The sequence below is a fragment of the Neobacillus sp. NPDC093182 genome, assembly GCF_044754045.1.
Genome location: NZ_JBIVOI010000011.1, coordinates 153,314 through 178,386, shown reverse-complemented (window position 1 = coordinate 178,386; position 25,073 = coordinate 153,314). Strand labels below are relative to the sequence as shown.

Sequence of the window (25,073 nt, the reverse complement as noted above, 5' to 3'; positions counted from 1 at the left end):
GTTCTATTTTTATTGATAATTTAGAAAACAATACAAACTTACGGTTCTTTCAGATAGAATGAATAATGTAAATTTAAAAAGAAAGGTGAGATATTATGCTTCATGAAAAAATAGAGATAAAACATGCACAGGATACCGCAACTTTGTACACATACATACTAGATAATTCTCCAGAAATAGATGCAAACCGAAAAAGACCGATGATTGTGGTTTGCCCAGGAGGAGGTTATCAATTTACATCTGAACGAGAGGCAGAACCAGTTGCTATCAGGTTAAACGGAATGGGATTTCATGCTTGTGTCTTAAAATACAGTGTAAACCCTGCGGTTTTTCCATCTGCACTTTGTCAATTGGCGAAAGCAATGGCTAAGGTACGAGTCCATGCAGAAGAGTGGAATGTAGACACCAATAAAATTATTGTGCTAGGCTTTTCAGCCGGAGGTCATTTGGCAGCCAGCCTTGGTGTATTCTGGGACAAGGAATTTTTAGCCGAAAAGCTGGAATTCTCGAAAGACCAAATTACTCCAAACGGTTTAGTACTTTGCTATCCAGTTATCACATCTGGACCACATGCGCATCGTGGTAGTTTTCAATCATTACTAGGAGACAAGTGTCAAGTAGAAGAATACCTAGACCTAGTCTCATTGGAGAAACAGGTTAACACTAACACTCCTCCAACTTTCTTATGGCACACCTATGCAGATGTGGCTGTTCCTGTAGAAAATAGCTTTATGTTTGCGGAAGCACTTTTAAAAAATAAGGTACCTTTGGAAATGCATATTTATCCGAACGGTGTCCATGGTTTGTCACTTGGAACAGATGAGACGAAAAGGGTAGATAATGAGTTACACCTCCAGCCTGAAGTAGTCAATTGGATTGATATGGCAGGCCGCTGGATAAAAGGACTTTGAATTTGTTAGTTTAGCTTATTTTTACTTAAGAGAAATATACTTACTGCTAATGTAATCACTGAAATAAACTTACTTGCAAGAATCAGATAACTGATCGTTTGAGACTCGAAATGAATATGAGGAAGTTTTATTAATGTGTAAACGATAAGAATTCCAAACAATAGTATGGAATATGCATGTTTATATGAAGTGTTAATGATTATACATCCTCGCTTATCTTCCTTTTTATTTATAAGAAAAATAATCTGATAGGACATGACCAATAATAAAAGATACGGTAACAGGATGATAGCCAACTCAATAGTCAATGGAAATCCTCCTTAACTCTTGTTTTGGTTGAAAATATAATATACTTGAAAAAGCTAACAAAATGGTGATTTCGTCCATTTCGTTAGCTTTTTCACATGTTTAAAGACCAGGACGATCCTCTTTTTCATTTTGATGGACAGGGATCGAGATTTTCTTTTTTACTGATTTCCCTTTTTCCCATTTGAAAATTTTATTTAGAAATAGATGGATATTTTTGGATTCTTTCGTTAACAGTGGCCCAATTATAGCCAATATCAATACATAAACAGCGGTAAATGGTTTTAGGATTGGCAGTAATCCTCCCGCAAGTCCTAAGTTAGCAACAATGATCGAAAATTCACCTCTAGAAACGATTGTTAATCCGATATTGGAGGAAGCTTTATAAGACAATCCAGCTTTTCTCCCGGAAATCATTCCAGCTACAAAGTTACTAATAATCGTTAATAGTACTGCACCGACAGCAAGCCAAACAGCTCCTCCTAAACTGAAGGGGTCAATGCTTAATCCGAAGCTAAAGAAAAAGATGGCTCCAAAGAAATCTCTAAAAGGGATGACTAAATGTTCTATCCGCTCACGGTGTTCCGTTTCAGAGAAAACTAAACCTAATAATAATGCACCAATGGCCTCCGCAACATGTAGTTTTTCTGAAAATCCTGCGATAAAAAATAAAGACGCGAAAATGACGAGGATAAATATTTCATTAGATTTAATGTTTAATAGTTTATTGAGAATGGGAGCCCCTTTTCGAGCAATCACAAAAAAGAGAATCATATATCCAAGTGAAATGAGGACGGAAAGGATTGTTCCTCCAATCGTGGTCGAGCCGCCTAATAATAGACCAGACATAACCGATAGGAATAAAGCTAGGAAAATATCATCGAATAAAATAATTCCTAAGATTAATTCTGTTTCAGAATTGGCCGTTCTTTTTAAATCGACAAGAACTTTTGCAACAATGGCACTGGAGGAAACACTTAGGAGACCTGCAATGATTAAGGTTTCCATAATAGGAAAGCCAGTAGCGAAGCCGTAAGCTAAACCTAAAGTGAAATTTAGTGCTACATAAATGGAGCCGCCTACTACAATCGAACGTCCCGAACGGACCAATTTTCCAACTGAGAACTCAAGACCTAAATAAAATAGTAAAAATAGTACGCCAATCCGGCCGAAAAACTCAATGATTTCTGAGCTTTCAATGAAGGTAAGATCAATAATACCGATTTGAGGGGCATGCGGACCAACTGCCATCCCTAAGAGGATAAGAAACGGGATGATTGAAAATTTCAACTTTCCTGCTAATACTGCTGTAAGAGCAACTAAGACTAATGCGGTACCGACTTCAAAAACTAAATGATTCGTCACAAGTATCACCCGTCCCTTCTTGAGAGTACTTCTTTAACGATCCTTTTTACTTGGTTGCGCTCCCCAGACACGATCACTGTATCGCCTTCTTCAAGAAGAGTTTCAGGACCTGGAGTATGAATCTTTTTATGATTCTGACGTTTAATAATCGCAATAATATTTACTTCATAAGATTGACGGATATTTAGCTGTCCAATGGTTTGATTGACAGCTGCTGCATTAGGTTCGACATTAAACCATTCAATCACTAAATCATCAAATGCCATTTCTATGGTTTCTAATGCTTTTGGCGCGTAGGTCATTCCGCCAATTATCGCTGCAATTTGTCTGGCTTCTTGATCATTGAAGGTAGAGCTTGCGATTGCTTCCTCGTAATCCTCCTGATCGAAATGATAAATGTCTCTTCTTCCATCATCATGAATAATAATCACAAGCTTATCCTTGTTATTTGTGATGGCCTCAAATTTCTTCCCGATACCTGGGAGTTCGATTTCGCGAATATTCATTTTTATTCCTCCTCAAATAATTTGCACATGGATAAGGTTTGTCTCTCTATAGATTGACATCAATTTCTGTTTTAATCTTTTCCTCTTTTGAAATTCCAAGGTACTTAAGCGTTTCGGAAGGGGTTGAATGGTTGAAATGCTTTTGCAGAATGGAAATGGCGATTCCACGTTTATAAGCATGATATCCAAAGGTTTTACGCATGGAATTCGTCCCGATTTTACCCTCGATTCCAATGGCTTCTGCAGCCTGATGTATAATTCGATAGGCTTGCTGGCGAGTGATGGGTTTTTCAGTTTTGGCAGACTTGAACAAATAATTGTCAAAATTTAATTGCTCATTTTGGACATAGTGGAGTATAGCTTGCTTTACCTTAGAATTCAGATAAATTTCCTTCATCGTTTCATGATGTGGATAGCAATAGAAGTTCTTAACACTGTCTTCTTTTTCTAATACATCGCCCACCTTGATATCCAGTATTTCGGTAATTTTCAATCCCGTGTTAATTCCAAAAACAAACAAAAGATAATCACGCTCGGAATGCTTTTTTAAATACTTTTTAATTGAATTAATCTGTTTGATGTCCCTTAGAGCTTCAACATACTCCATAAAAAATCTCCTTCATCCATGTTACATAATATTATTATATCATGGTATTATGTAACATCCAAATTTTCTGCATAACTATACAAGTATTCGCTTTAAATCAGTGTTAAATGGTGAATATAATTCAGTATTTGTTTATCACAAGGATTTATTAATATATAATGAAGTGCTGATAGACTATCGAAATGGGGGGGTTATAATGAAGCCAAAAATAATTGTTTATAAAAAAGTAGATAAGAAAGTATTGGAACTAATTGCAGAAACCTGTGAGGTAATTTATTTTGAGAAACTTGATTCAGAAACCTATCCTGTATTTCTTAGCGAACTGAAGGAGGCACAAGGTCTTTTAGGTTCGGGGTTAAAAGTAGACAAAGAGTTATTGGATCAAGCACCACAATTGAAAATAGTCTGCAATATAGCTGTCGGGTACGACAATCTTGATTTGACTGCTTTGGCACAAAGGGGGATTATGGCGACCAATACCCCAGATGTTCTAAATGACACGGTAGCGGATACGATTATGGGATTGATTCTTTCTACTGCTAGAAGAATTCCAGAATTAGATCAATGGGTTAAAACGGGTCAGTGGGAATCAGGTCTTGCAGAAAAGTGGTTTGGCATCGATGTCCATCATAAAGTGTTGGGGATTATTGGAATGGGTGGTATTGGATCCGCTGTGGCTAAAAGAGCACATTTTGGATTTGATATGGAGATTTTATATCATAATCGTTCCCGGAACAAAGATGCGGAAGAAAATTATGGGGCGGCATACTGTTCAATGGAGGAATTATTAAAGAAGGCAGATTTTGTCTGCTTGATGACACCATTAACTCCAGAGACCGTAAATTTGATTGGAAAAAGAGAATTTGAGCTTATGAAAGAGTCGGCGATCTTTATTAATGCTTCAAGAGGGAAAACTGTGGATGAAGAAGCATTAATTGAAGCGCTTCAAAAAGGACAAATATATGGTGCAGGACTAGATGTCTTTGTTCAAGAGCCAGTGGAAAAGGATAACCCGCTTCTTTCCATGAAGAATGTCGTTACACTGCCCCATATAGGCTCGGCCACCTATGAAACCCGATTCAAAATGGCCATGACAGCAGCAACCAATCTAGTAACAGGGCTGCAAGGAGAAATACCGCCAAATCTCATAAAAAAATAAGGAACAACAACCTCGCCTTTTTAATGGCGAGGTTGTTTTATACTTGTGGTTACATTGCTTACAAGTTTATCTATAAATAAATTACATTGTTCAGCGATAAACTCTTTATCATTGTCCATGCTGGCAACATGATATGAATTATATAAGTGAATCATTTCTTTGATATCTGATTGAATGGCAGACAAAATATAATTCGTGTTTTCAGGCGGAACCACATGGTCTTCTTCTGAACGAAATGCTAGAACTGGACAAGTAACACTAGAAAGATCATCTCTTGTTTCTGCCATTAAAGCAAATAACTGGTGAATGGATCGTACCGGTGCTTTTAAATACGTAATTTCATGAACATTTCTTGCTTTTATATCTGGTTCTCCTTCATGAACAAAACGGGGGATATGTTTGTTTCTATACTTTTCCATCGGGGGAATGGAGTTGATTGCCGCATTAATTAACATAATGCCTTTAATATTCTTGTGCTTTTGAGATAAGTTTAGCGTTAGAGTACCACCCATTGATTGTCCGATCACGAAGATATCACGGCAATGCTGCTGTAGAAAATAGAAACCATCTTCTATACTTTTAATCCAATCTTGGTAACTGCACCTTTCCATATCCTCATAATGTGTTCCATGTCCTTTTAATCTAACTCCATAGACTGTGAATCCTTCAGATGCAAGGTATTCACCTAAATAACTGACACTCTGCGGGGTACCAACAAAACCGTGTGAAATTAAAATTCCAATTTCATTTCCTTTAAAGAAAAACGATCCAGCTCCTGGTAATACTGGGTATTGTTCAATCATCAAAAAACTCCTTCCTTTATATTTAATAGAAGTAAGTATAAAAAAACACCTCCTGGTAAGAGAGAGGTGCCTTTTGCTGTCAAATCGGCGAATTACTATTAGTATCTTAAAGATATACCTATAATTCCGATGTGTCAAGTTGGTTTTAAAATAAATTCAAAAAATTAAAAAATTCATTAACAAAAATTCCCGAAGACTATTCAAGTCTCACAAAGATGAACCGCTTCTTTTTTTGGAATTCTAATCCACCGTTAAGCAAACACTAAATTTAGCTGTATTAAAGTTATTTTTTGGAGGTAGAGGTATGAGTCGACTAGACAGGCTCAAAATGGGGAAAGTGGAAACAAAACACTTCCAACAGTTTAATGAATTATTGCGGTATGTGTTTCAAGTAACCAAAAAAGATTTACAAATGGTAGGCTGGGAAGAACGCGAAATCGCTTTAGCCAAAAAACCGGTATTGGATCAGGCGGATGTGATTGGCTGGTTTGATGGAGAGAAACTGGTCTCCCAGCTGGCTGTTTATCCTTTTCAAGTAAATATTTTTGGACGGACATTTGAAATGGGAGGGTTGACCGGAGTCGGTACCTATCCAGAATACGCAAATATGGGACTTATGTATAAGTTAATTCGACAAGCTCTTGCTGATATGCAGCAAAGAAAACAATCAATTTCCTATTTATTTCCCTATTCCATTCCATATTATCGCGGAAGAGGATGGGAAATCATTTCGGATAAAATGACCTTTGAAGTAAGAGATGTCCAATTACCAAAGATAAAGAAAGTTCCTGGTTATGTGGAAAGGCTGCATATTGAGCATTCAGACGTAAGAACGGTTTATAAACTTTTTTCTAGTAAAATGCATGCCGCAATGATACGCAATGAGTTAGCCTGGGATGAATATTGGAGGTGGGATGTAGATGAGCTGACAGCAGCTGTTTATTATGACCACACACACAAGCCTCATGGGTACTTGCTGTATTGGATCTCTGAAGATGTGCTGCATATAAAAGAAATGGTTTATATGGATCAAGAGGCGCGGATTGGCCTTTGGAATTTCATTGGAGCCCATTTTTCTATGGTATCAAAGGTGGTTGGAAATATTTTTATGAATGAGCCATTAGCCTTTTGGCTGGAAGACGGAGATATCAAAGAAACCATTTCTCCTTATTTTATGGCACGAATTGTAGATGCTAAGCAGTTTATTGAGCAGTATCCATTTAGAGCCACAGGAACTGAAAGTACATTAACCATTTTGCTGGAAGACCCCATGCTGGAATGGAACCAAGGGATTTTCACGCTTGATGTTTCGGGTGATGGTCAGGGAAAATTATATCAAAGTGAGGAAATACCTGCTGTTTCGCTTGATATACAGACACTTACAACGATGCTGCTAAGTTATAAGAGACCATCGTACTTGGCTTCTATTTCCCGTTTTAAGGGTGATGAAGCAGCTGTGAAGATATTGGAGAATATTATTGATATGCAGACACCATATTTTTCAGATTACTATTAAGCATTTTGACATAGAGGTGAAAATACCTATGGAAATCCTTGATTCTTTCGAGACGGATAAAAAGATTTGCATGCACTATGAGGACGATAGAGAACGTTTTGAAGGTGCTGTTGTTCCGCCAATCTTCCATAATACATTATTCACCTATGAAACAGTGGACGTTTTAAATGATGCTCTTCAAAGTGAACATTCATTCTATGTTTACGGGAGAGGCACAAATCCAACAGTTGAAATTGTAGAAAAGAAGCTTGCCGCACTAGAACGCGGCGAGGCATGTAAACTTTTTTCTACCGGTATGGCTGCCGTCAGTGCCGCACTAATCAATAGTGTGAAAAGTGGTGACTTTGTGTCAGTAATCTTTATTATTCAACCCTGGAACTTTTGAAATATCTAGGAAAATTTAATGTCAGCCATTCCGTTATTTATTCGACTCAATCAGATGACATTGAGGAAGCCTTACAACCGAACACTAGGGTGATTTTTTTAGAAAGTCCTACGGATATGACATTCAGATTGATTAATCTTGATGAAGTTGCAGACTTTGCAAGGAAACTCGGAATTCGGACCATCATTGATAACACATGGGGGCAACCCCTAGGAAGGAATATTTGCTTATGGGTGCTGCTATGCCTCCCAATGAAGCTTCTCTTTTGCTCCGAGGTCTAAGGACATTACCATTTCGAATGCAAGGTCATCAAGAAAACGCTTTAAAGATTGCAAGATTCTTACATAACCATCCTACGGTGGAAAAAGCGAATTTTCCTGGACTTGAAACACACCCAGATTACCAATTAGGAAAAAGTCAATTGTCCGGGTACAGCGGATTAATGAGTATCGAGCTAAAACAAGCTGATTTTAATCATGTAAAAGCAGTGATTAACAAGCTGAAGGTTTTTAAAATCGGTGTTTCATGGGGCTCCTTTGAAAGTCTAATAATCTCGCCTAACCTTGGGAACAATGAAGGGAAATTGGTAAAAGAACATATCAGTCCAGGTACGATCCGCCTTGCGATTGGGCTTGAAAATGCTAATGCATTAATAGAAGACTTAGAGCAGGCATTAAGTGAATAAGAAAAAGGTGATTCTAATGAAGGATAATGAAAAAGAACCTCTATTTCAAAGCGGAGAGAATGTTGAAAAGACTAGAAAAGGATTATATGGATTAGATCCGGAAATGAGTCTGCTATCAGTCAGCTTCGCAACAACTGAAAATCCATATTTAAATGAACATTATCAGGAGGAACCGAAAGAAGACGAATTCGAATAAGAGAATGACATTAGGTAAAGCTAACTGGGTAATATTTCAATACTAGGAGGTAATATATTGTATTTCTATAGAGAAGACCTAATCAATATGATTGTTCCAGACAAACCTGATCCGGCTGCAGCAAAAGTTCTTCAGGAAACATTGGGCGGCAGATTTGGCGAAATGCGTACGATGATGCAGTATTTCTTCCAAAGCTCAAACTTCAGAGGTAATCAGAAGCAATATCGCGATTTAATCAGAGGGGTTTTTCTTGAGGAAATCAGCCATGTTGAACTTGTACAAACGACCATCAATCAACTCCTGAACGGTTCAGGGGAAGAGGCAGTTGGAGCAGGAGGAAGTAATGGTGCGCCGTTAGAAGAAGCTGTTAAAGATCACGCTAACCCGCATCATTTTATTATGGGCGCTCAAAGTTCACTTCCAGTAGATGCTGGAGGAAATCCTTGGACTGGTAATTATGTATATAGCCATGGAAACTTAATCAGTGATTTATTGGATAATGTTGTACTAGAATCAACGGGTGTCCTGCAAAAAACACGGATTTATGAAATGAGTTCAAATAAAACGTTTAGAGAAACCTTGGCCTTCTTAATTGTCCGCGATAATGCACACCAAAATGCCTTCGCTAAAGCTCTTGAAACGCTGGGTGTGGATTGGGGTAAAATATTCCCAGTACCAAACTATGACATAAATAAGTATCCAGAATGCCGTAAATATGTAGAAATGGGCTTCCATAATGCTCAGTTTAATTTTAGACTTGATGAAACGCTAATTGGTACGATATTCCAAGGTGAATCACCAAGCAGGGATTCTGGAACATTACAAGTGGTACCACCGCCACAAGGTTACCCAGTTCCAGTCATGCCTGAAATGCCGAATGAGCATAGCCCTGGTATCAGTGATTTAAATCGATAATGTAAAAAAAGGATGAGACACAGACGTGTTCATCCTTTTTTCGTGGTGAAATTAACAATCGCCATGTTTATTTAGATGTAACGGTGGAGGAATGAGCCAGCCTTTTTCTTTATTTAATCGAAGGACTTTCGCTCCAAGTGCAGCTTTTTGTACATGGAACTGCCCATACATCATTGCTACATCTTCTCTGATGGATTTACCAATGATTTGACTGCATACTACTAGTCCAGCAGCGATATCAGCAGAAAGGCCTGCAGCGATAGCAGGGTCTGGAATACGTGCACCTACTGGAATATCCTCTAAACAAGCTTCTGGCGGTTCAGGCTGTGCAGGCGGCAAGCCAATGCCGTTTTCTTTTAAAAGTTCTTCCACTTGCTTTTTTTCCTGTTGGCAAAGTTCAGCTGCTTCCACTAATAATTTCTTTAAATCATCATCACCAGCATGGTTTAACATGGTTTGATATCCTGCAATCCTGCCATTCCCTGCCAATAATGATGACCATAAATCAAATGCTTCGCCATAGTGTAAAGGCTCTTCTTTAGGGTTACCGCTTAAAATTCCCATCGTTGCCCTCCTTAGTGTGTATGCAAATTTATTCATTACCAGTGCCACCTTTCTTGAAGCACATCCATAGGGTTTCCATTTCGAGACCCTCTCATTAATTTTTTATCATTTACATCGATTTAATTCACTTTTGACTGCAAATAAATAGCCGATCCTCATTAGGGATCGACTTTCTTCATTAAATTATCATCACTATGCCTTTACAAAAGTGTTATATTTGCTTTTTTACATTCATTAATAATTTGGTCATTCCATACATCAGCTAATGCCTAAAGTTAAAATGGGCTTCCTATAACATTTAGAATTTTTTGGACATGTGTCTCGAAAATTTACATAAAATGTACAAGTTGAGATAAAGGCGGAGTGGAGTGGTTTTTTTGAGTATTAGCATTTTAGTAAGTTACATCATCTTGGGCTTTACTCTGGCAGCTCCAATAGGCCCTGTGAATTCTGCACGATTAGATAAGGGGATAAAGAATGGTTTTTGGCATGCGTGGGTGGTTGGGGCTGGCTCAATGGTGGCAGATGGCTTCTTTATGCTGCTAGTTTATCTAGGAATGGTTCAAATTTTGGGGATACCAATTATTCAAATATTTCTTTGGTTATTTGGCGGGTTTATATTGATATATACAGGAGTCGAAAGTATCAAGAATGCAAATACCATTACCCTGACTTATACCAGAGAGAAAGAATCATTAGTGAAGTGTTTCATAACAGGATTTATTATGTCGGATTACAAGTCCATTATCCGTTTTATTTTGGCTGGGGATATATGGCTCAGTCTTAGCAAAAACGGCACAAACAAATGGGACAGAATCTCTTTTAATTTATAGCAGTATGATTTTTCTTGGATTGACCATTTGGGATGTGTTTGTAGCAGGACTCACTACGGGATTCCGAAAACTACTGACTGTAAAAAAGTTTAATAGCGATCTCGTTTATTTCGGGTGCTTCCCTCGTGTTGTTTGGTCTATATTTTGGATATCAAGGGATTATTGCGCTTTTGAGTTAAAAATTAAAAATAATATCTTCCATCATGTAAAGTGTTAAAATATAGTAAAACATTATTGGAAACACAATATGAGGGGATTGACATGATTTTAAAAAATAAAAACCAAATCAGTCATTCGCAAAATGACGAGAAAAGAGCGTTTTTTATTCAAAATCGAAGATATTTAGGTGCGAAAACAAAATTGCTTCCATTAATAGAAGATGTTATCAATGACTCCCTTCAAGAGTGGAATTCGTTTACAGACCTATTTGCCGGAACGGGTGTTGTCGGTAATCGATTTAATAAACCAGGTAAAGAACTAATGATAAACGATTTACTCTACTCTAACATTCACAGTTATCACACCTTTTTTTCGCCAGAACCATTTGATACAGATAAAGTAGCTTCTATATTACAAACCTATAATGAATGTGATGTGAAGGAAGATAACTACTTTTCCATCAATTATGGCGGTAAATATTTCACAGTAGAAAATGCGCGAAAAGCGGGGTATGTTCGAGAACATATGGAAGAATTAAAGCAGAAAGGCAAAGTGAACAGCAGAGAATTCTCTATTCTTTTCACTTCTCTTATGTATGCGTTGGATAGGGCTGCAAATACAGTAGGACATTACGAGGCATACCGCAAGAATCTTGATATGTTTAATCCGATTACATTACTTATGCCAGCTTTGGCTGAAAATGGAACCAATCAACTTAATAAGATCTATCAACGTGACGCGAATGAACTGGTAAGAGAAATAAGCACGGATATACTATATATAGATACTCCTTATAATTCAAGACAATATGTTGATTCCTATCATCTTTTGGAAAATCTAGCGATGTGGGGAAAGCCTGAACTTGAGGGTGTGGCAAGAAAAATTAGTTCAGAAAACCGTCAATATGGCAAAAGTAAATATTGTTTAAAGTCTGCTCCCGAAGCGTTCGATGACTTAATTCAACATGCCAATGCAAAACTCATTGTAGTATCTTATAGTAATATGGCAGAGAAGGGCGATGGCCGTTCCAATGCCAAGATATCAGATAGTGAGATGATTTCAGCATTAGAACAGCGTGGTAAAACCATTAGCTATGAACAAGATTACAAGCATTTTACAACAGGGTTGAAAGATATAGAAAATTACCAAGAACGCCTTTTTGTGTGTCATGTCGGTCAATAGGTGAAGAAACCACATTTATTAAAGCTAATCACGAATTATTAAGTTAAAAAGACATGTGATACATGTCTTTTCTGCTATAGTAATCTAACTTGACTTTTTTAAAATAATGCGTATAATACTCATTTGTGTTGAATTATTTTATTTCGATCTTGTTCATAATTTGTTCATATTTAATTGTTAACATAAAAAGATAGATTAATGGATTCTATAAACTCATAAAAATTTAAATGATATTTTTACTAAAAGGCAGGTGCAACAAAATGAATAACTTAGCTCAAAGGAGTCAGGGTATTTTAAATAAATATATTGGCTTTTTCTTTTTGGCTGTTTTCTTCCTTTGGATGAAAACATATTTAGCTCAATTAACTCAATTTGATTTAGGAATCGAAAATACATTACAAAAAATTCTTTTATTTATTAATCCGCTAGGATCAGCACTACTATTTTTAGGATTTGCTTCTTTATTTAAAGGACGCAAAAAATATATTGCATTACTTGTGATTGATTTCTTTTTATCTTTTCTTTTATTTGCAAATGTGGTTTATTACAGATTCTTTAATGACTTTATTACGTTACCAACTTTAACTCAGACCCAAAACTTTGGGGATGTAAGCGGAAGTGTCGTAACACTTTTAAGACCATATGATATCTTATTCTTTATCGATATCATTCTTTTAGTTGTTTTACTTGCTTCTAGAATTGTGAAGGTTGAACTTAAAGATATGAACCGCAGGAAAGTTGCTGCTGTATTCTCATTATCATTGGCTATTTCTTGTGGAAATCTTGGACTAGCTGAAAGTGATCGTCCTCAATTGTTAACAAGAGGATTTGACCGTAACTATATCGTCAAATATTTAGGAATGTACAACTACACGATCTACGACGCAGTTAAAAGTACAAAAGCTTCAGCACAGAGAGTTATGGCTAATAGTGACGATATGACTGAAGTGATTAACTATACAAAATCTAACTACGCTCAGCCTAATCCTGCCTACTTTGGTGCTGGAAAAGGGATGAACGTGATTTATTTACACCTAGAATCTATGCAGAATTTCCTTATTGACTATAAGTTGAATGGTGAAGAAGTAACACCGTTCCTTAATTCGTTAACAAAGGATCAAAATACACTTTATTTTGATAATTTCTTCCATCAAACTGCTCAAGGTAAAACGGCTGATGCTGAATTTATCCTTGAAAATTCATTATATGGATTACCGCAGGGTTCTGCTTTTACTACAAAAGGTTTAAATACGTATCAAGCAGCACCAGCGATTTTAGCGACTCATGGCTATACGTCTGCTGTCTTTCACGGGAATTCAGGAAGTTTCTGGAATCGTGATGAAATTTATAAATCGTTTGGATATAACCACTTTTTTGATGAAAATTACTATAGCATGAATCCAGAAGACCTGGCAGAGTATGGACTTATGGATAAGCCTTTCTTCGAGGAATCCATTCCCATGCTGGAATCATTACCTCAGCCTTTCTATACAAAGTTTATTACTGTTACAAATCACTATCCTTATCCGCTTGCTGAAGAAGAAGCAACGATTGCACCGCATACTACGGGCGATAAATCTGTTGATACGTATTTCCAAACAGCACGTTATGCGGACGAGGCATTAAAGCAATTCTTTGATTATTTAAAGGCATCTGGTCTATATGATAATTCAATTATTGTTATGTATGGTGACCATTATGGTATTTCAGAAAATCATAATAAAGCAATGGAAAAAGTACTTGGTAAAGAAATTACGGATTTTGATAGTGCGGGATTACAACGTGTACCTTTCTTTATCCGCGTACCTGGAATGGAGGGTGGAATTAACCACGAATACGGTGGACAAATTGACATCCTACCTACAGTTCTTCACTTGTTAGGAATCGATACTAAAGATTATATTCAGTTTGGTACTGACCTATTATCTGAACAGCATGATGATCTTGTACCTTTCCGTGATGGCAGCTTTATGAGTCCATCCATTTCATCAGTAGATGGTAAGTTCTATGACTCCGCTACAGGATTGGAAATAGATGAAACGAGGATGGAAGAGGCAGTGAACCTTCAGAATATCGTAGAAAATAAGCTGGCTCTTTCGGATAAAGTGGTAAACGGAGACTTATTACGTTTCTATACTCCTGAAAACTTTACTCCAATAGATAGAACACAATACAATTACAATACAACTCAAGATAGTGAAGAATAAGCTTTAATCTGCAGGGCTGTTTAGGGAATCCTAAACAGCCCTTTTTTAGATTTTTTAATCTTGTCCAAAATATGAATTTTCTTGATGACATAAAATTTTAGAAGGAAACGCTCTTTTCAATGTCGAATGCATTTCTTTACAATGGAAATTTAGGGATGAATAAGATAAAGTAAAAGCACCTGACAAGGTGCTTTTAACGTTAGTACGTTGTTAAATTTGAAAGGTCTAGAACCAGAATGACTTGAATATTTACTAATAATGCTAGCCAATAAGGAGGGCGCTATGACTACATATACTTCCCGACAAGATGTACCCATAAATGAAAAATGGAACCTTGAAGATATTTATTCCGATATATCCAAATGGGAAAATGATCTTCGACTCGTTGAAAACATGGCGGAAAAGCTAAAGAAATTTGATGGAGCGATATATGACGGTAAAAGTCTATATCAATACTTAAAACAAAAAGAACAGTTATCCTATACCTTTAATCATGTCTATGCCTACAGCATGCTAAAGGTGGATGAGGATACAAGAGATGCTAGTGCACAATCCTTATTAGAACGCGCAAAAGGACTAAGTGTGAAGGTAAGTGCTTCAACTTCCTTTTTTATGCCGTTCTTATTAGGATTAGATAAAGAAACCCTAAGCAGCTATATTGCAGATGAAGAGGGTCTTAAGTACTTTGAGGAGGATTTATACGAATCCTTTCGCTACAAAACGCATGTCCTTAGTAAAGACCAAGAAGAAGTATTATCACAATTAGGGGAAGCTCTGTCTGCTCCAAGTACAACCTTTGGTATGATCAATAATGCAGATATTAAGTTTGGTGAAGTTACCAATAATAACGGTGAAAAGGTTCAGCTGACAAGAGGGATGTACTCGAAATTAATCGAGTACGAAGACCGCGATAAACGAAGAGAGGCTTACAAAGCCTATTATAAACCATATGTTGAATTGAAAAATTCCATTGCGAGCACACTGTCTGCAGCGATAAAAAATAACGTTACGATGGCAAGAATCAGAAAATATCCTTCAGCATTAGAAAAAGCATTATTCGGCGATATGGTGCCAAAGGAAGTTTATGAGAACCTCATTACTGCGACGAAAGAAAATATTGCTCCACTACACAGGTACTCGGAAATCCGGAAGGCAAAACTGCAGGAAGATGAACTACGCCAATATGATATGTCCGTTCCTTTAGTACAGGGTGTGAAACAGGTAATACCGTATGAGAAAGCCTATGAAACGATGATAAAAGCCTTGGCTCCACTTGGGGAAGAATATGTATCCATTCTAAAAGAATTTAAGGATGCGCGGTATATTGATGTCCGTGAGACCCCTGGCAAGCGATCGGGTGCCTACAATTTGGGGATATACGGAGTTCATCCCTTTATCTTATTAAATCATCAAGATGATTTAGACAGCTTATTTACCCTCGCCCATGAGTGCGGCCATGGTGTTCATAGTAAATTAAGCTCACAGCACCAGCCTCAAATTACTGCTAGGTACAGTATTTTTGTCGCTGAAGTAGCTTCTACAGTCAATGAAATTTTATTGATTAATTATTTGTTGAATACTGAAAAGAACCTTGAGGTAAGGAAGCATTTAGTGAATCATTTTATTGACCAATTTAAGGGTACTTTCTTCACACAAGTAATGTTTGCAGAATTTGAGAAAATCACACATGAGCTTGCAGAGAAGGGTACACCATTAAATGTGGAGGTATTTAATCAAACCTATGAAGCATTGTTCAGGGAATACAATGGGGATGTGGTGGTGTTTGACGAAGAAGTGAAATTTGGCTGGTCGAGAATTCCTCATTTCTATCGTCCATTTTACGTTTATAAGTACGCAACAGGTTTTGCCTCAGCGATCCATTTGGCTACGAAAATACTGGATGGAGATAAAGAAACATTACAAGCCTACTTAAACTTCTTAAGAAGCGGAAGCAGCGATTATCCTCTTGAGCTGTTAAAAAAGACAGGAGTCGATTTAACGAAGCCAGAACCAATAGAAAACGCCATGAAAAAGTTTGGAGAACTGGTAGAAGAATTCTCAGTTTTATAATCAAAAGAGATGTCGCAAATTTTTGTGACATCTTTTTTTTATCAAGGATGTTTGTTGCATGGTATGATGGATATAGGAATATATTTACTCTTACGGGATGACCTTAAAATGAAAATAGGTGATTAATATTTGGAAAAAAATAATTTCCTTTATTGGGATAATATTGATCATTTTTTTAGTTATTCATAATACAGAAACCTTCCGGCTACTTAGAAGCGGGGATTTGGACTCAATCATAAAGTCATTAAAAGATACCACATTTTCAAAATTCTTCTTTACTTTTATCATCATGGTGATCCAAAATTCATTTACGATTATTCCTCTCATTATTATCATCACCATAAACTACGCATTGTTTGGGTTCTTTAATGGTCTAATTTGGAGTTGGTTTACAAGTATTATAGCTGCAGGAATCTGGTTTTTTGGAAGCCGTTATTTTTTTAATGATTGGGTGCAGAAAAAAACGAATCCAGAACTATTATCTAAGATGGAGCAAAATGGGCTGCTTTTTGTTTTCCAAGCCCGTATTATTCCCTTCGTACCAACCAGCTTAATCAATATTCTCAGTGGCTTAAGTTCCATTAAGTTTAAACATTTTATGGTTGGTACCATGTTTGGAAATCTCATCTTCTTCTTTGTGTTATCACTGATCCCGGCTGGATTAATGGAGGGGAATATGGAGCAAAATATCCTCCTCGGGATTGCACTTGTCCTGGTTGGAGTTGTTGCTTTTTTTCGTATTAGGAAAAAACAGAAAACAAGAAAACAAGTAAATTAGCTGTACAATTCTATTTCACACCTTGCACAATGCTAAAAATTATTGTACTCTAATATTTGCGTGCAAAAATAGATAGTAAAACCTCTTTTTCTTTTTTTGAAAGAAGAGGTTTTTTTATGTAATAGAAGAAGAGAGGGGTGTTTTCCATGAGTACAACTAAAAAAGGGAATCCATGGGCGCTTATTCCTTTTGCAGTATTTTTAGTATTATTTATCGGTTCGGGAATCATCACGGGCGATTTTTATAAATTTCCAGTTCTTGTGGCGATTGTTATTGCAGCAGCAGTAACCTTAACAATGAATAGGAAAGAATCATTTAATCAGAAGGTGGAAATTTTCACAAGAGGCGCAGGGGAGTCAAATATAATGCTAATGGTGATGATTTTCCTGTTAGCGGGTGCTTTTTCCGAGACAGCGAATGGAATGGGGGCAGTTGATTCCACTGTCAATCTGGCGCTATCTGTGATACCTCAAAATCTGTTAATGGTTGGGATTTTTGTCATCGCATGTTTTATATCCTTGTCAATGGGCACAAGTATGGGCACAATTGTCGCGCTTGCACCAATAGGAGTTGGGATTAGTGAGCAAACGGATATTTCACTACCACTATCAATGGCAACTGTTATTGGCGGTGCAATGTTTGGTGATAACTTGTCATTTATTTCGGATACGACGATTGCAGCTGTAAGGACACAGGGGACAAAAATGAAAGATAAATTTAAGGTGAATTTCCTTATTGTTCTTCCAGCAGCCATTATTACATGTTTCATTCTTTCCGTATTAACAATGGGAGAACAAGCCAATATGAATGCACAATCTTTTCAGTGGATTAAGATTCTGCCCTATCTGGGTGTGCTATTTTTTGCGTTAGCAGGGGTAAATGTATTTTTGGTCCTTGCATTCGGAATACTGTTTGCTGGTTCAATTGGGTTAATCGATGGCAGTTATAGTCTTATGGAACTTATTCAAAAAATTAGCGATGGTATGGCAGGAATGTTTGAAATCTCCTTCCTGGCCATTTTAATTGCAGGAATGGTGGAAGTAATTAAGCATAATGGCGGGATTGACTACTTACTCCATCTTGTAACAAGGAATATTCAATCCAAAAAAGGTGCCGAATTTGGCATTGCAGGACTTGTAAGCTTAACCGATCTGTCAACTGCTAATAATACGATATCAATCATTATTGCTGGACCGCTTGCGAAAAATATTGCCGGTAAGTTCGGAATTGACCCGCGTAGGTCGGCAAGTTTGCTTGATGTTTTTTCTTGCAGTATTCAAGGATTAATCCCTTACGGTGCTCAAATGCTAGTTGCTGCAGGCGTTGCAAGTATTTCTCCAGTTAGCATATTAACGTATTCTTATTACCCTATATTAATAGGTGTGTGTGGAGTATTGGCGATATTAACTGGATTCCCTCGGTTTACAACAAAAAATGTTGAAAAAAGTACTGCCAAAATGATTAGTGAAAAGGTAGGTTAAAATGATTACGCTCTGGTCTTTTGATGATCAGAGCGTTTTTTATTGCTTTATTTGAATGTATTAAATAAAGTATAAAGTAATTTAACAAATAGTTTGAAAATAGGTGAGGGAAATGAGTGTTGAAATCGTACCATTAGGAGATTCAGCGATAAGGGTCTCATTTGGCAATGAAATTGATGAGAGTACTCATCACCAAATTACTCACTTTTTACATAATTTTAGACGTCAAAAGATTGATGGGGTTATCGAGAGTGTTCCAACGTATACTTCTATTGCGATTTTTTATGACCCAACAAAAATAAGGTATAGCCTATTAGAGAAAATGGTTTATTCCGTAATGATATCAGCCAAGGAATCGAAACCGCAAAGCCCTATTGTCTACAGGATTCCCGTTTATTATGGGGGGGAAACTGGACCAGATTTACGATTTGTCGCAGAGCACAATCATATCAGTGAAGAAGAAGTAATTGATTTACATTCTAACAAAGAATATTTAGTACATATGATTGGTTTTGTACCAGGCTTTCCGTATCTCGGTGGTTTAAATAAAAAAATTTCAGCTCCTCGTCTAGAAATACCGAGAGCAAAGATAGCAGCAGGCTCTGTGGGAATTGGCGGCGACCAAACCGGAATTTATCCTGCTGAGGTCCCTTCAGGCTGGAGAATAATGGGTATAACTCCATTGACACTATTTGACATTGAGGATGACAAACCCTCGCTATTGTCCGCAGGAAATTATGTGTCCTTTTTCCCTGTGGAATACGAAGAGTTTCTTGTTATTAAAGAACTGGCTGTTTCAAAAAAGTATGAAGTATTGACTTACAAGAAGGGAGAGAGCAACTAACATGAGTTACATAGACCTCAATTGTGATCTTGGAGAAAGTTATGGGTTATTTAAAATAGGTAATGATAAAGAGGTTTTGAAGCATATTTCATCTGCAAATATTGCCTGTGGCTACCATGCAGGAGATCATAATGTGATGATGGAAACCATACAAATGGCAAAAAAATATCATGTTAATATTGGTGCACATCCTGGATTTCCGGATCTATTGGGATTTGGCCGGAGAGAAATGAAGGTATCACCTAGGGAAATCTACAATCTCATACTCTATCAGATCGGAGCCTTGAGTGCATTCGCTAAAGCTCAAGAAGTAAAGCTCGTTCATGTTAAACCCCATGGAGCCTTGTATAATATGGCTGCTAAATCTCGGCCGATTGCTGACGCTATCACACAGGCTGTTGCAGATTATGATTCTAGCTTGATCCTTTTTGGGCTATCCGGAAGTGAACTTATCGAATCTGGAAAAGAAAAGGGTCTAATGACAGCACAGGAAGTATTTGCAGACCGAACCTATCAGCCTGATGGAACGTTGACATCTAGAAATGATCGTAACAGCATAATTCATGATTTGAAATTCGCTGTACAGAGAATAATTCGAATGGTTAAAGAAGGAAAAGTTACAGCGACAGATGGAACTGAAATTGCTATAACTGCAGATACTGTTTGTATCCATGGTGATGAACCTGCTGCATTAGAATTTATTATCGAATTAAAACATGCTTTTAGAAATGAAAATATAGCGATAAGAAAGAGTTGGTCTTAAAGATGAGGACCCCAATCTTTAAGGTAATGAAACCCGGATTGCAAACAACTGTACAAGACCTTGGAAGGCATGGATTTCGTGAATTTGGGGTTGGCCCTTCAGGGGCGATGGATCCTTATTCTTTGCAGATGGGGAATTTATTAGTGGGCAACAACTTAGGGGAGGCTGGACTTGAAGCACCGCTTATTGGACCTGTCTTGTTGGCTTTACATGATGTTTCTATTGCCATTTGTGGCGGGAATCTAACACCCAAAATTAATGAGCAAGAGATTCCGCTTTGGAAAAGCATTGTGATCAAAAAAGGGCAAATCCTTTCATTTGGAGAGCTAAAAGAAGGCGCAAGAACGTATATAAGCATTGCAGGTGGAATTGATGTACCTTTAGTACTTAATAGTAAATCAACGTATCTAACAGGAAAATTTGGAGGTTTTGAAGGCAGAGCGTTAAAAGAGGGAGATACGCTTTATGGACACCCCTACACTAGAAGAAATAGATTTCTGCACACCAAGCTTTTTCCAAAATATACGAACCCAGATACGGTAAGAGTAATTATTGGACCACATACTGGTAAATTTACTACTGCAGGGCTCGAAACTTTTCTAACGGAAGAATATTCCATATCCCTCCAATCAAATCGAATGGGCTATCAATTAACGGGTCCCAAAATTGAACATAGCAGTACGGCTGATATTATATCTGACGCCATTCCTTTAGGTGGAATTCAAGTCCCAGCAAGCGGGCAGCCTATCATCCTTATGGCTGAACACCAAACAACGGGAGGTTATTCTAGAATAGGGACGGTTATATCCACCGATATCCCCTGTCTTGCTCAAGCACAGCCGGGAACCAAGGTAAGATTCAAGGAGATTTCCCTGCAAGCTGCTCAAGACCTGCTAGTGGATAGTAAGATAAGGTTGAATTCTTTATACAAGTTATCTGGGTCGTATTAACCGGAATAATATGAACTTGAATTCAGCTTTAATAGATTTTATGGTATAATGATAGTAATAATATTCGATTCATGAAGAATACGTATGTTGGTAATAATAACCTAGTCTGAGATGTAGTTGTGGAATTCATTTTTCAGGTTGGTTTTATTTATAAATTTTTTGATAAGGTGTGATTTTGTGACAGAATTAGTAAACGGAAAAGTACAACATCGAAAACTCCCTCTTAGTAAAAAAATCTTTCGAGCGATAGCCATTACTCTCGGAGCGATATTAATGGCTACCGGTCTAGAGATCTTTTTAGTTCCCAACAAAGTAATTGATGGCGGGGTAACAGGAATATCTATTATGTTATCTCATCTAACGGGTCTTGAACTCGGTATCTTTCTATTCCTGTTAAACCTGCCATTTGTTTATTTAGGATACAAGCAGATGGGTAAAACCTTTGCTATTTCTACGGTTTATGGAATTATCGTTTTATCTGTTTTTACAACATTATTTCACCCGATTCCAGCCTTTACCGACGATATTCTTCTTGCGACCATATTCGGCGGTATGATATTAGGAATTGGAGTTGGAATTGTTATTCGTTTCGGCGGAGCATTGGATGGTACAGAAATACTATCGCTCGTGATAACAAAGAAAGTACCGTTCTCAGTTGGTCAAATTATTATGTTTATTAACCTCTTTATTTTAGGAGCAGCAGGATTTGTGTTTAGTTGGGACCGGGCGATGTACTCCTTGCTAGCTTATGTAATTGCTGCCAAAGCAATCGATACGGTTGTTGATGGTTTTGAGGAATCGAAATCAGTATGGATTATCAGCGATGTCGCAGAAGAAATCGGAAATGCCGTAAATGCACGCTTAGGCCGTGGTGTAACATACCTAAAGGGTGAGGGAGCCTATACCGGTGACCATAAGAAGGTCATTTTCAGTATCATCACTCGACTAGAAGAATCGAAACTGACAACGATTGTCGAGGAAATTGATCCAAATGCCTTCTTGGCGATAGCTGATATATCAGAAGTTCGGGGCGGACGTTTTAAGAAGAGGGACATCCATTAGTTTCATACGATATAAAAAAAATCTCAGGGGCGAGGTCCCTGAGATTTTTTTGTCCCCTTGCTATAGTTTTTATGTTACATTTGATATGTAACTCATAGTTTACGAGAAAAGGATGAAATGGGATGTCAACAGAGAAGAAAAGAATCGAGAAGGATTTCCTAGGAGAAAAAGAAATACCGTTTGATGCGTACTATGGGATTCAAACCATAAGAGCTGTGGAGAATTTCCCTATTACAGGATATCGCATTCATGAGTCTTTAATTAAAGCGCTTGCAATGGTAAAAAAAGCAGCAGCTATCGCTAATATGAACACTACAAGGTTGTACAAAGACCTTGCCAATGTCATCATTCAGGCAGCCGATGAAATTATTGCAGGAAAGTGGAATGATCAATTTATCGTGGATCCTATCCAAGGCGGTGCGGGTACATCCATGAACATGAATATGAATGAAGTCATTGCCAACAGAGGACTTGAATTACTTGGTCACGCAAAAGGTGATTACTTCCATTTAAGTCCAAATACACATGTAAATATGTCGCAATCTACAAATGATGTATTCCCAACAGCTATACATATTTCTACTTTAACATTATTAGAAAACTTATTGGTCACCATTGATGATATGCAAAAAGTCTTTAAACAAAAAGCCGTCCAGTTTGAGAAGGTTATTAAGATGGGCCGTACTCATCTTCAAGATGCGGTTCCTATCCGTCTAGGACAAGAATTTGAAGCATACGCTCGGGTGCTTACCCGCGATATTAATCGAATTAAGCATACACGCGAGCATTTATTGGAAGTAAATATGGGAGCCACTGCAGTTGGAACAGGATTAAATGCAGACCCTAAATATATTAAAGATGTCGTCAAACAGCTTGCTGAAATTAGTGGTTTCCCACTTGTAAATGCAGAGCATCTCGTGGATGCGACTCAAAATACAGACGCCTATACAGAAGTTTCAGCTGCACTTAAAGTCTGCATGATGAATATGTCGAAAATTGCTAATGACCTTCGTTTAATGGCTTCAGGTCCACGCGCAGGCCTGGGAGAAATTCGACTGCCTGCTCGTCAGCCAGGTTCGTCCATTATGCCTGGAAAGGTAAATCCGGTTATGCCTGAGCTAATTAATCAAATTGCCTTCCAGGTAATTGGTAATGATCACACTATTTGTCTTGCCTCCGAGGCAGGTCAATTGGAGCTAAATGTAATGGAGCCTGTTTTAGTTTTTAACCTGCTTCAATCTATCAGTATTATGGACAATGGGTTCCGTGTTTTTACCGATCATTGCTTAGTCGGCATTGAGGCCAATGAAGAGCGTTTAAAAGAATATGTAGACAAGAGTGTGGGTATTATTACTGCAGTCAATCCACACCTCGGATATGAAGTAGCAGCACGAATTGCCAGGGAAGCTGTCATCACCGGGAAATCGGTACGTGAATTATGTTTACAATATGATGTGTTAACAGATGAGGAATTAGATATCATTCTAAATGTCTATGAAATGACAGAACCCGGGATTGCTGGAGAAGAACTACTAGATAGGGATTAATACTAGTATAAAATTAAAAGTCAGAAAGGGTACCCAATCTAATGGGTGCCCTTATTTGTATTATTGGTCGAGCAATTCTGTCAGGCTTACCAAGTTATATCCCATTGATTTTAAAATCGGTATGACCCTGTCAACGGCCTCAGGGGTATTAATTCCGCCAATATGCATAAGAATGATGTCTCCGTTACTTGCTCCAGATTGAATTCTCGAAACAATGACCTCAACAGCAGGCTGCTGCCAATCAATCGTATCAATGGTCCATTGGATGCTGTATGGATATCCTGCCCCGCCAACCGCTTTTAGTGCATCTGCATTATAGGAACCAAATGGAAAGCGGAAATATGGCCTTGGCGTCACCCCTGTGGCTCTTCTAATTGCTTCCTCTGCTTTAATTATATCCTGTACAAACACATTAGAATTGGTTTTAACTGCGTCAGGATGGGAGTAAGTATGGTTTCCAATATCGTGTCCTTCATCAGCCATTCTTTTTGCGTAACTTGGGAACTTATCTGCCCAGCTGCCAGTGAGGAAAAAAGTTGCTTTAACATTATGTTTTTTCAGTACATCTAATATTCCGATTCCAATCGCATCACTTCCCGCATCAAAAGTAAGGGCAATTTCTTTTTGCTGAAGGCTGCCGTTTGAAACGATAACAGAAGGTGATGTACTTGGCGGTGTCTCTTCTTTTGGCGGGGTAACAGGTGGAGGTGGTTCCACATTTTTGCCATATAACTTCAATATTTGACCCACAATAATTTTATCAGTTGTTAACTTATTCCATTGTTTGATTTTCTCAACAGTCAAATTGGCACGCTGAGCAATCGAAAATAGGGTGTCACCCTTTACTACCTTATAATCTACTGTACCATTATCAGGGACAATGATCTTTTCCGGTTCTGCAGGCGGCGGGTCAGCGGGCTTCTCGTCATTTGGCTCTTCATCCACCGGTACCTCACCAGCAGGTTCTTCATCCTTCGGATCCTCCTCTGATGGAGGATTTTCTTTATCTGGATTGCCATCATCATTTGGTATAGGGGTCTCGGTTGGAGGTGAATCAGGATTTTTATTCCCTGGGTCCGATATGTTCCAATCAAGGAAAAAGAGCATAAAAACAAATGAAAAAAAAGTTATAACAGATAGTGTAAGGTATATCCACTTCCCGCCAGACTTTTTGAAATGCGACACGATTCCTAATCCAAAAAACAATGAAAATAACAAAACGGTTAAGATCATCAGTATTCCAGTCATTGAAATTCCCCCTTTTTAAACGAAATAGGGA

The 25,073-nt window shown here is 37.7% G+C and carries 23 protein-coding genes and 2 pseudogenes; 18 read left to right on the top strand and 7 right to left on the bottom strand.

Going from position 1 to position 25,073, the window contains the following annotated elements; all coding sequences use genetic code 11:
- Nucleotides 1–95 precede the first annotated feature (95 nt).
- Nucleotides 96–911 (top strand): alpha/beta hydrolase, encoded by an 816-nt coding sequence (locus ACIQAA_RS20320; protein ID WP_402622846.1) that lies wholly within the window; start codon nt 96–98, stop codon nt 909–911.
- Between the two features lie 5 nt (nt 912–916).
- On the opposite strand, the gene ACIQAA_RS20315 is transcribed toward ACIQAA_RS20320, so the two are convergent.
- The 4 genes from ACIQAA_RS20315 to ACIQAA_RS20300 all read right to left on the bottom strand — a co-directional run bounded on the left by ACIQAA_RS20315 (nt 917) and on the right by ACIQAA_RS20300 (nt 3,695).
- Nucleotides 917–1,219: a hypothetical protein gene (locus ACIQAA_RS20315; protein WP_402622843.1), complete on the bottom strand. Its 303-nt coding sequence runs from the start codon at nt 1,217–1,219 to the stop codon at nt 917–919.
- A 100-nt stretch (nt 1,220–1,319) separates the two neighbouring features.
- A complete protein-coding gene (locus tag ACIQAA_RS20310; RefSeq protein ID WP_402622840.1) occupies nt 1,320–2,582 on the bottom strand; it encodes a cation:proton antiporter in 1,263 nt (420 codons plus the stop codon).
- Nucleotides 2,583–2,587: 5 nt separating this feature from the next.
- The gene (locus tag ACIQAA_RS20305) at nt 2,588–3,088 is read right to left on the bottom strand and encodes a cation:proton antiporter regulatory subunit (RefSeq protein WP_335533408.1); all 501 of its coding nucleotides are present in this window, start codon (nt 3,086–3,088) and stop codon (nt 2,588–2,590) included.
- Between the two features lie 46 nt (nt 3,089–3,134).
- Nucleotides 3,135–3,695 carry a tyrosine-type recombinase/integrase gene (locus tag ACIQAA_RS20300; RefSeq protein WP_402622837.1) on the bottom strand — a complete coding sequence of 187 codons (561 nt, stop codon included), beginning with the start codon at nt 3,693–3,695 and terminating at the stop codon, nt 3,135–3,137.
- A 196-nt stretch (nt 3,696–3,891) separates the two neighbouring features.
- On the opposite strand from ACIQAA_RS20300, the gene ACIQAA_RS20295 reads away from it, so the two are divergent.
- Complete coding sequence (locus ACIQAA_RS20295) at nt 3,892–4,854, top strand: 2-hydroxyacid dehydrogenase (RefSeq protein ID WP_402622834.1); 963 nt, start codon at nt 3,892–3,894, stop codon at nt 4,852–4,854.
- A 20-nt stretch (nt 4,855–4,874) separates the two neighbouring features.
- Here the strand turns inward: ACIQAA_RS20295 and ACIQAA_RS20290 are convergent, their stop codons facing one another.
- Nucleotides 4,875–5,657: an alpha/beta hydrolase gene (locus ACIQAA_RS20290; protein ID WP_402622831.1), complete on the bottom strand. Its 783-nt coding sequence runs from the start codon at nt 5,655–5,657 to the stop codon at nt 4,875–4,877.
- Between the two features lie 304 nt (nt 5,658–5,961).
- Here ACIQAA_RS20290 and ACIQAA_RS20285 point away from each other — a divergent pair, with 304 nt between their 5' ends.
- From ACIQAA_RS20285 to ACIQAA_RS20265, 5 genes and pseudogenes are all read left to right on the top strand, one after another.
- Nucleotides 5,962–7,173 (top strand): GNAT family N-acetyltransferase, encoded by a 1,212-nt coding sequence (locus ACIQAA_RS20285; RefSeq protein WP_402622828.1) that lies wholly within the window; start codon nt 5,962–5,964, stop codon nt 7,171–7,173.
- A gap of 28 nt (nt 7,174–7,201) precedes the next feature.
- Nucleotides 7,202–7,839, top strand: a pseudogene (locus ACIQAA_RS20280) (PLP-dependent transferase).
- Entirely contained in the window at nt 7,788–8,243 is a 456-nt protein-coding gene (locus ACIQAA_RS20275) for a PLP-dependent transferase (protein ID WP_402622825.1), read from the top strand. Before ACIQAA_RS20280 ends, ACIQAA_RS20275 begins: the two are co-directional and overlap by 52 nt.
- Nucleotides 8,236–8,439, top strand: a complete 204-nt coding sequence (locus ACIQAA_RS20270) for a hypothetical protein (protein ID WP_402622822.1) — start codon at nt 8,236–8,238, stop codon at nt 8,437–8,439. Before ACIQAA_RS20275 ends, ACIQAA_RS20270 begins: the two co-directional genes overlap by 8 nt.
- Before the next feature lie 57 nt (nt 8,440–8,496).
- On the top strand, nt 8,497–9,354 hold the full coding sequence (locus ACIQAA_RS20265) for a manganese catalase family protein (RefSeq protein WP_402622820.1): 858 nt from the start codon (nt 8,497–8,499) through the stop codon (nt 9,352–9,354).
- 51 nt (nt 9,355–9,405) lie between these two features.
- On the opposite strand, the gene ACIQAA_RS20260 is transcribed toward ACIQAA_RS20265, so the two are convergent.
- Nucleotides 9,406–9,918: a DUF3231 family protein gene (locus tag ACIQAA_RS20260; RefSeq protein ID WP_402623010.1), complete on the bottom strand. Its 513-nt coding sequence runs from the start codon at nt 9,916–9,918 to the stop codon at nt 9,406–9,408.
- 377 nt (nt 9,919–10,295) lie between these two features.
- Between ACIQAA_RS20260 and ACIQAA_RS20255 the strand changes: the two are divergent.
- From ACIQAA_RS20255 to aspA, 11 genes and pseudogenes are all read left to right on the top strand, one after another.
- Nucleotides 10,296–10,930, top strand: a pseudogene (locus ACIQAA_RS20255) (LysE family transporter).
- Nucleotides 10,931–11,012: 82 nt separating this feature from the next.
- Nucleotides 11,013–12,092, top strand: a complete 1,080-nt coding sequence (locus ACIQAA_RS20250; RefSeq protein ID WP_402622817.1) for a DNA adenine methylase — start codon at nt 11,013–11,015, stop codon at nt 12,090–12,092.
- 260 nt (nt 12,093–12,352) lie between these two features.
- Nucleotides 12,353–14,299, top strand: a complete 1,947-nt coding sequence (gene ltaS, locus ACIQAA_RS20245; RefSeq protein WP_402622814.1) for a lipoteichoic acid synthase — start codon at nt 12,353–12,355, stop codon at nt 14,297–14,299.
- 282 nt (nt 14,300–14,581) lie between these two features.
- Nucleotides 14,582–16,369: an oligoendopeptidase F gene (gene pepF / locus ACIQAA_RS20240; RefSeq protein WP_402622812.1), complete on the top strand. Its 1,788-nt coding sequence runs from the start codon at nt 14,582–14,584 to the stop codon at nt 16,367–16,369.
- 223 nt (nt 16,370–16,592) lie between these two features.
- Nucleotides 16,593–17,147 carry a TVP38/TMEM64 family protein gene (locus ACIQAA_RS20235; RefSeq protein ID WP_402622809.1) on the top strand — a complete coding sequence of 185 codons (555 nt, stop codon included), beginning with the start codon at nt 16,593–16,595 and terminating at the stop codon, nt 17,145–17,147.
- A 146-nt stretch (nt 17,148–17,293) separates the two neighbouring features.
- Nucleotides 17,294–18,628: a Na+/H+ antiporter NhaC family protein gene (locus ACIQAA_RS20230; protein WP_402622806.1), complete on the top strand. Its 1,335-nt coding sequence runs from the start codon at nt 17,294–17,296 to the stop codon at nt 18,626–18,628.
- A 112-nt stretch (nt 18,629–18,740) separates the two neighbouring features.
- Nucleotides 18,741–19,472, top strand: a complete 732-nt coding sequence (gene pxpB, locus ACIQAA_RS20225) for a 5-oxoprolinase subunit PxpB (RefSeq protein ID WP_402622803.1) — start codon at nt 18,741–18,743, stop codon at nt 19,470–19,472.
- Between the two features lies 1 nt (nt 19,473).
- A complete protein-coding gene (locus ACIQAA_RS20220) occupies nt 19,474–20,235 on the top strand; it encodes a 5-oxoprolinase subunit PxpA (RefSeq protein ID WP_402622800.1) in 762 nt (253 codons plus the stop codon).
- Nucleotides 20,236–20,237: 2 nt separating this feature from the next.
- A complete protein-coding gene (locus ACIQAA_RS20215; protein WP_402622797.1) occupies nt 20,238–21,185 on the top strand; it encodes a 5-oxoprolinase subunit C family protein in 948 nt (315 codons plus the stop codon).
- Nucleotides 21,186–21,362: 177 nt separating this feature from the next.
- Nucleotides 21,363–22,247 (top strand): YitT family protein, encoded by an 885-nt coding sequence (locus ACIQAA_RS20210; RefSeq protein WP_402622795.1) that lies wholly within the window; start codon nt 21,363–21,365, stop codon nt 22,245–22,247.
- 122 nt (nt 22,248–22,369) lie between these two features.
- A complete protein-coding gene (gene aspA / locus ACIQAA_RS20205) occupies nt 22,370–23,794 on the top strand; it encodes an aspartate ammonia-lyase (protein ID WP_402622792.1) in 1,425 nt (474 codons plus the stop codon).
- A 60-nt stretch (nt 23,795–23,854) separates the two neighbouring features.
- Here the strand turns inward: aspA and ACIQAA_RS20200 are convergent, their stop codons facing one another.
- Nucleotides 23,855–25,042: a polysaccharide deacetylase family protein gene (locus ACIQAA_RS20200; protein ID WP_402622789.1), complete on the bottom strand. Its 1,188-nt coding sequence runs from the start codon at nt 25,040–25,042 to the stop codon at nt 23,855–23,857.
- Nucleotides 25,043–25,073: the final 31 nt, after the last annotated feature.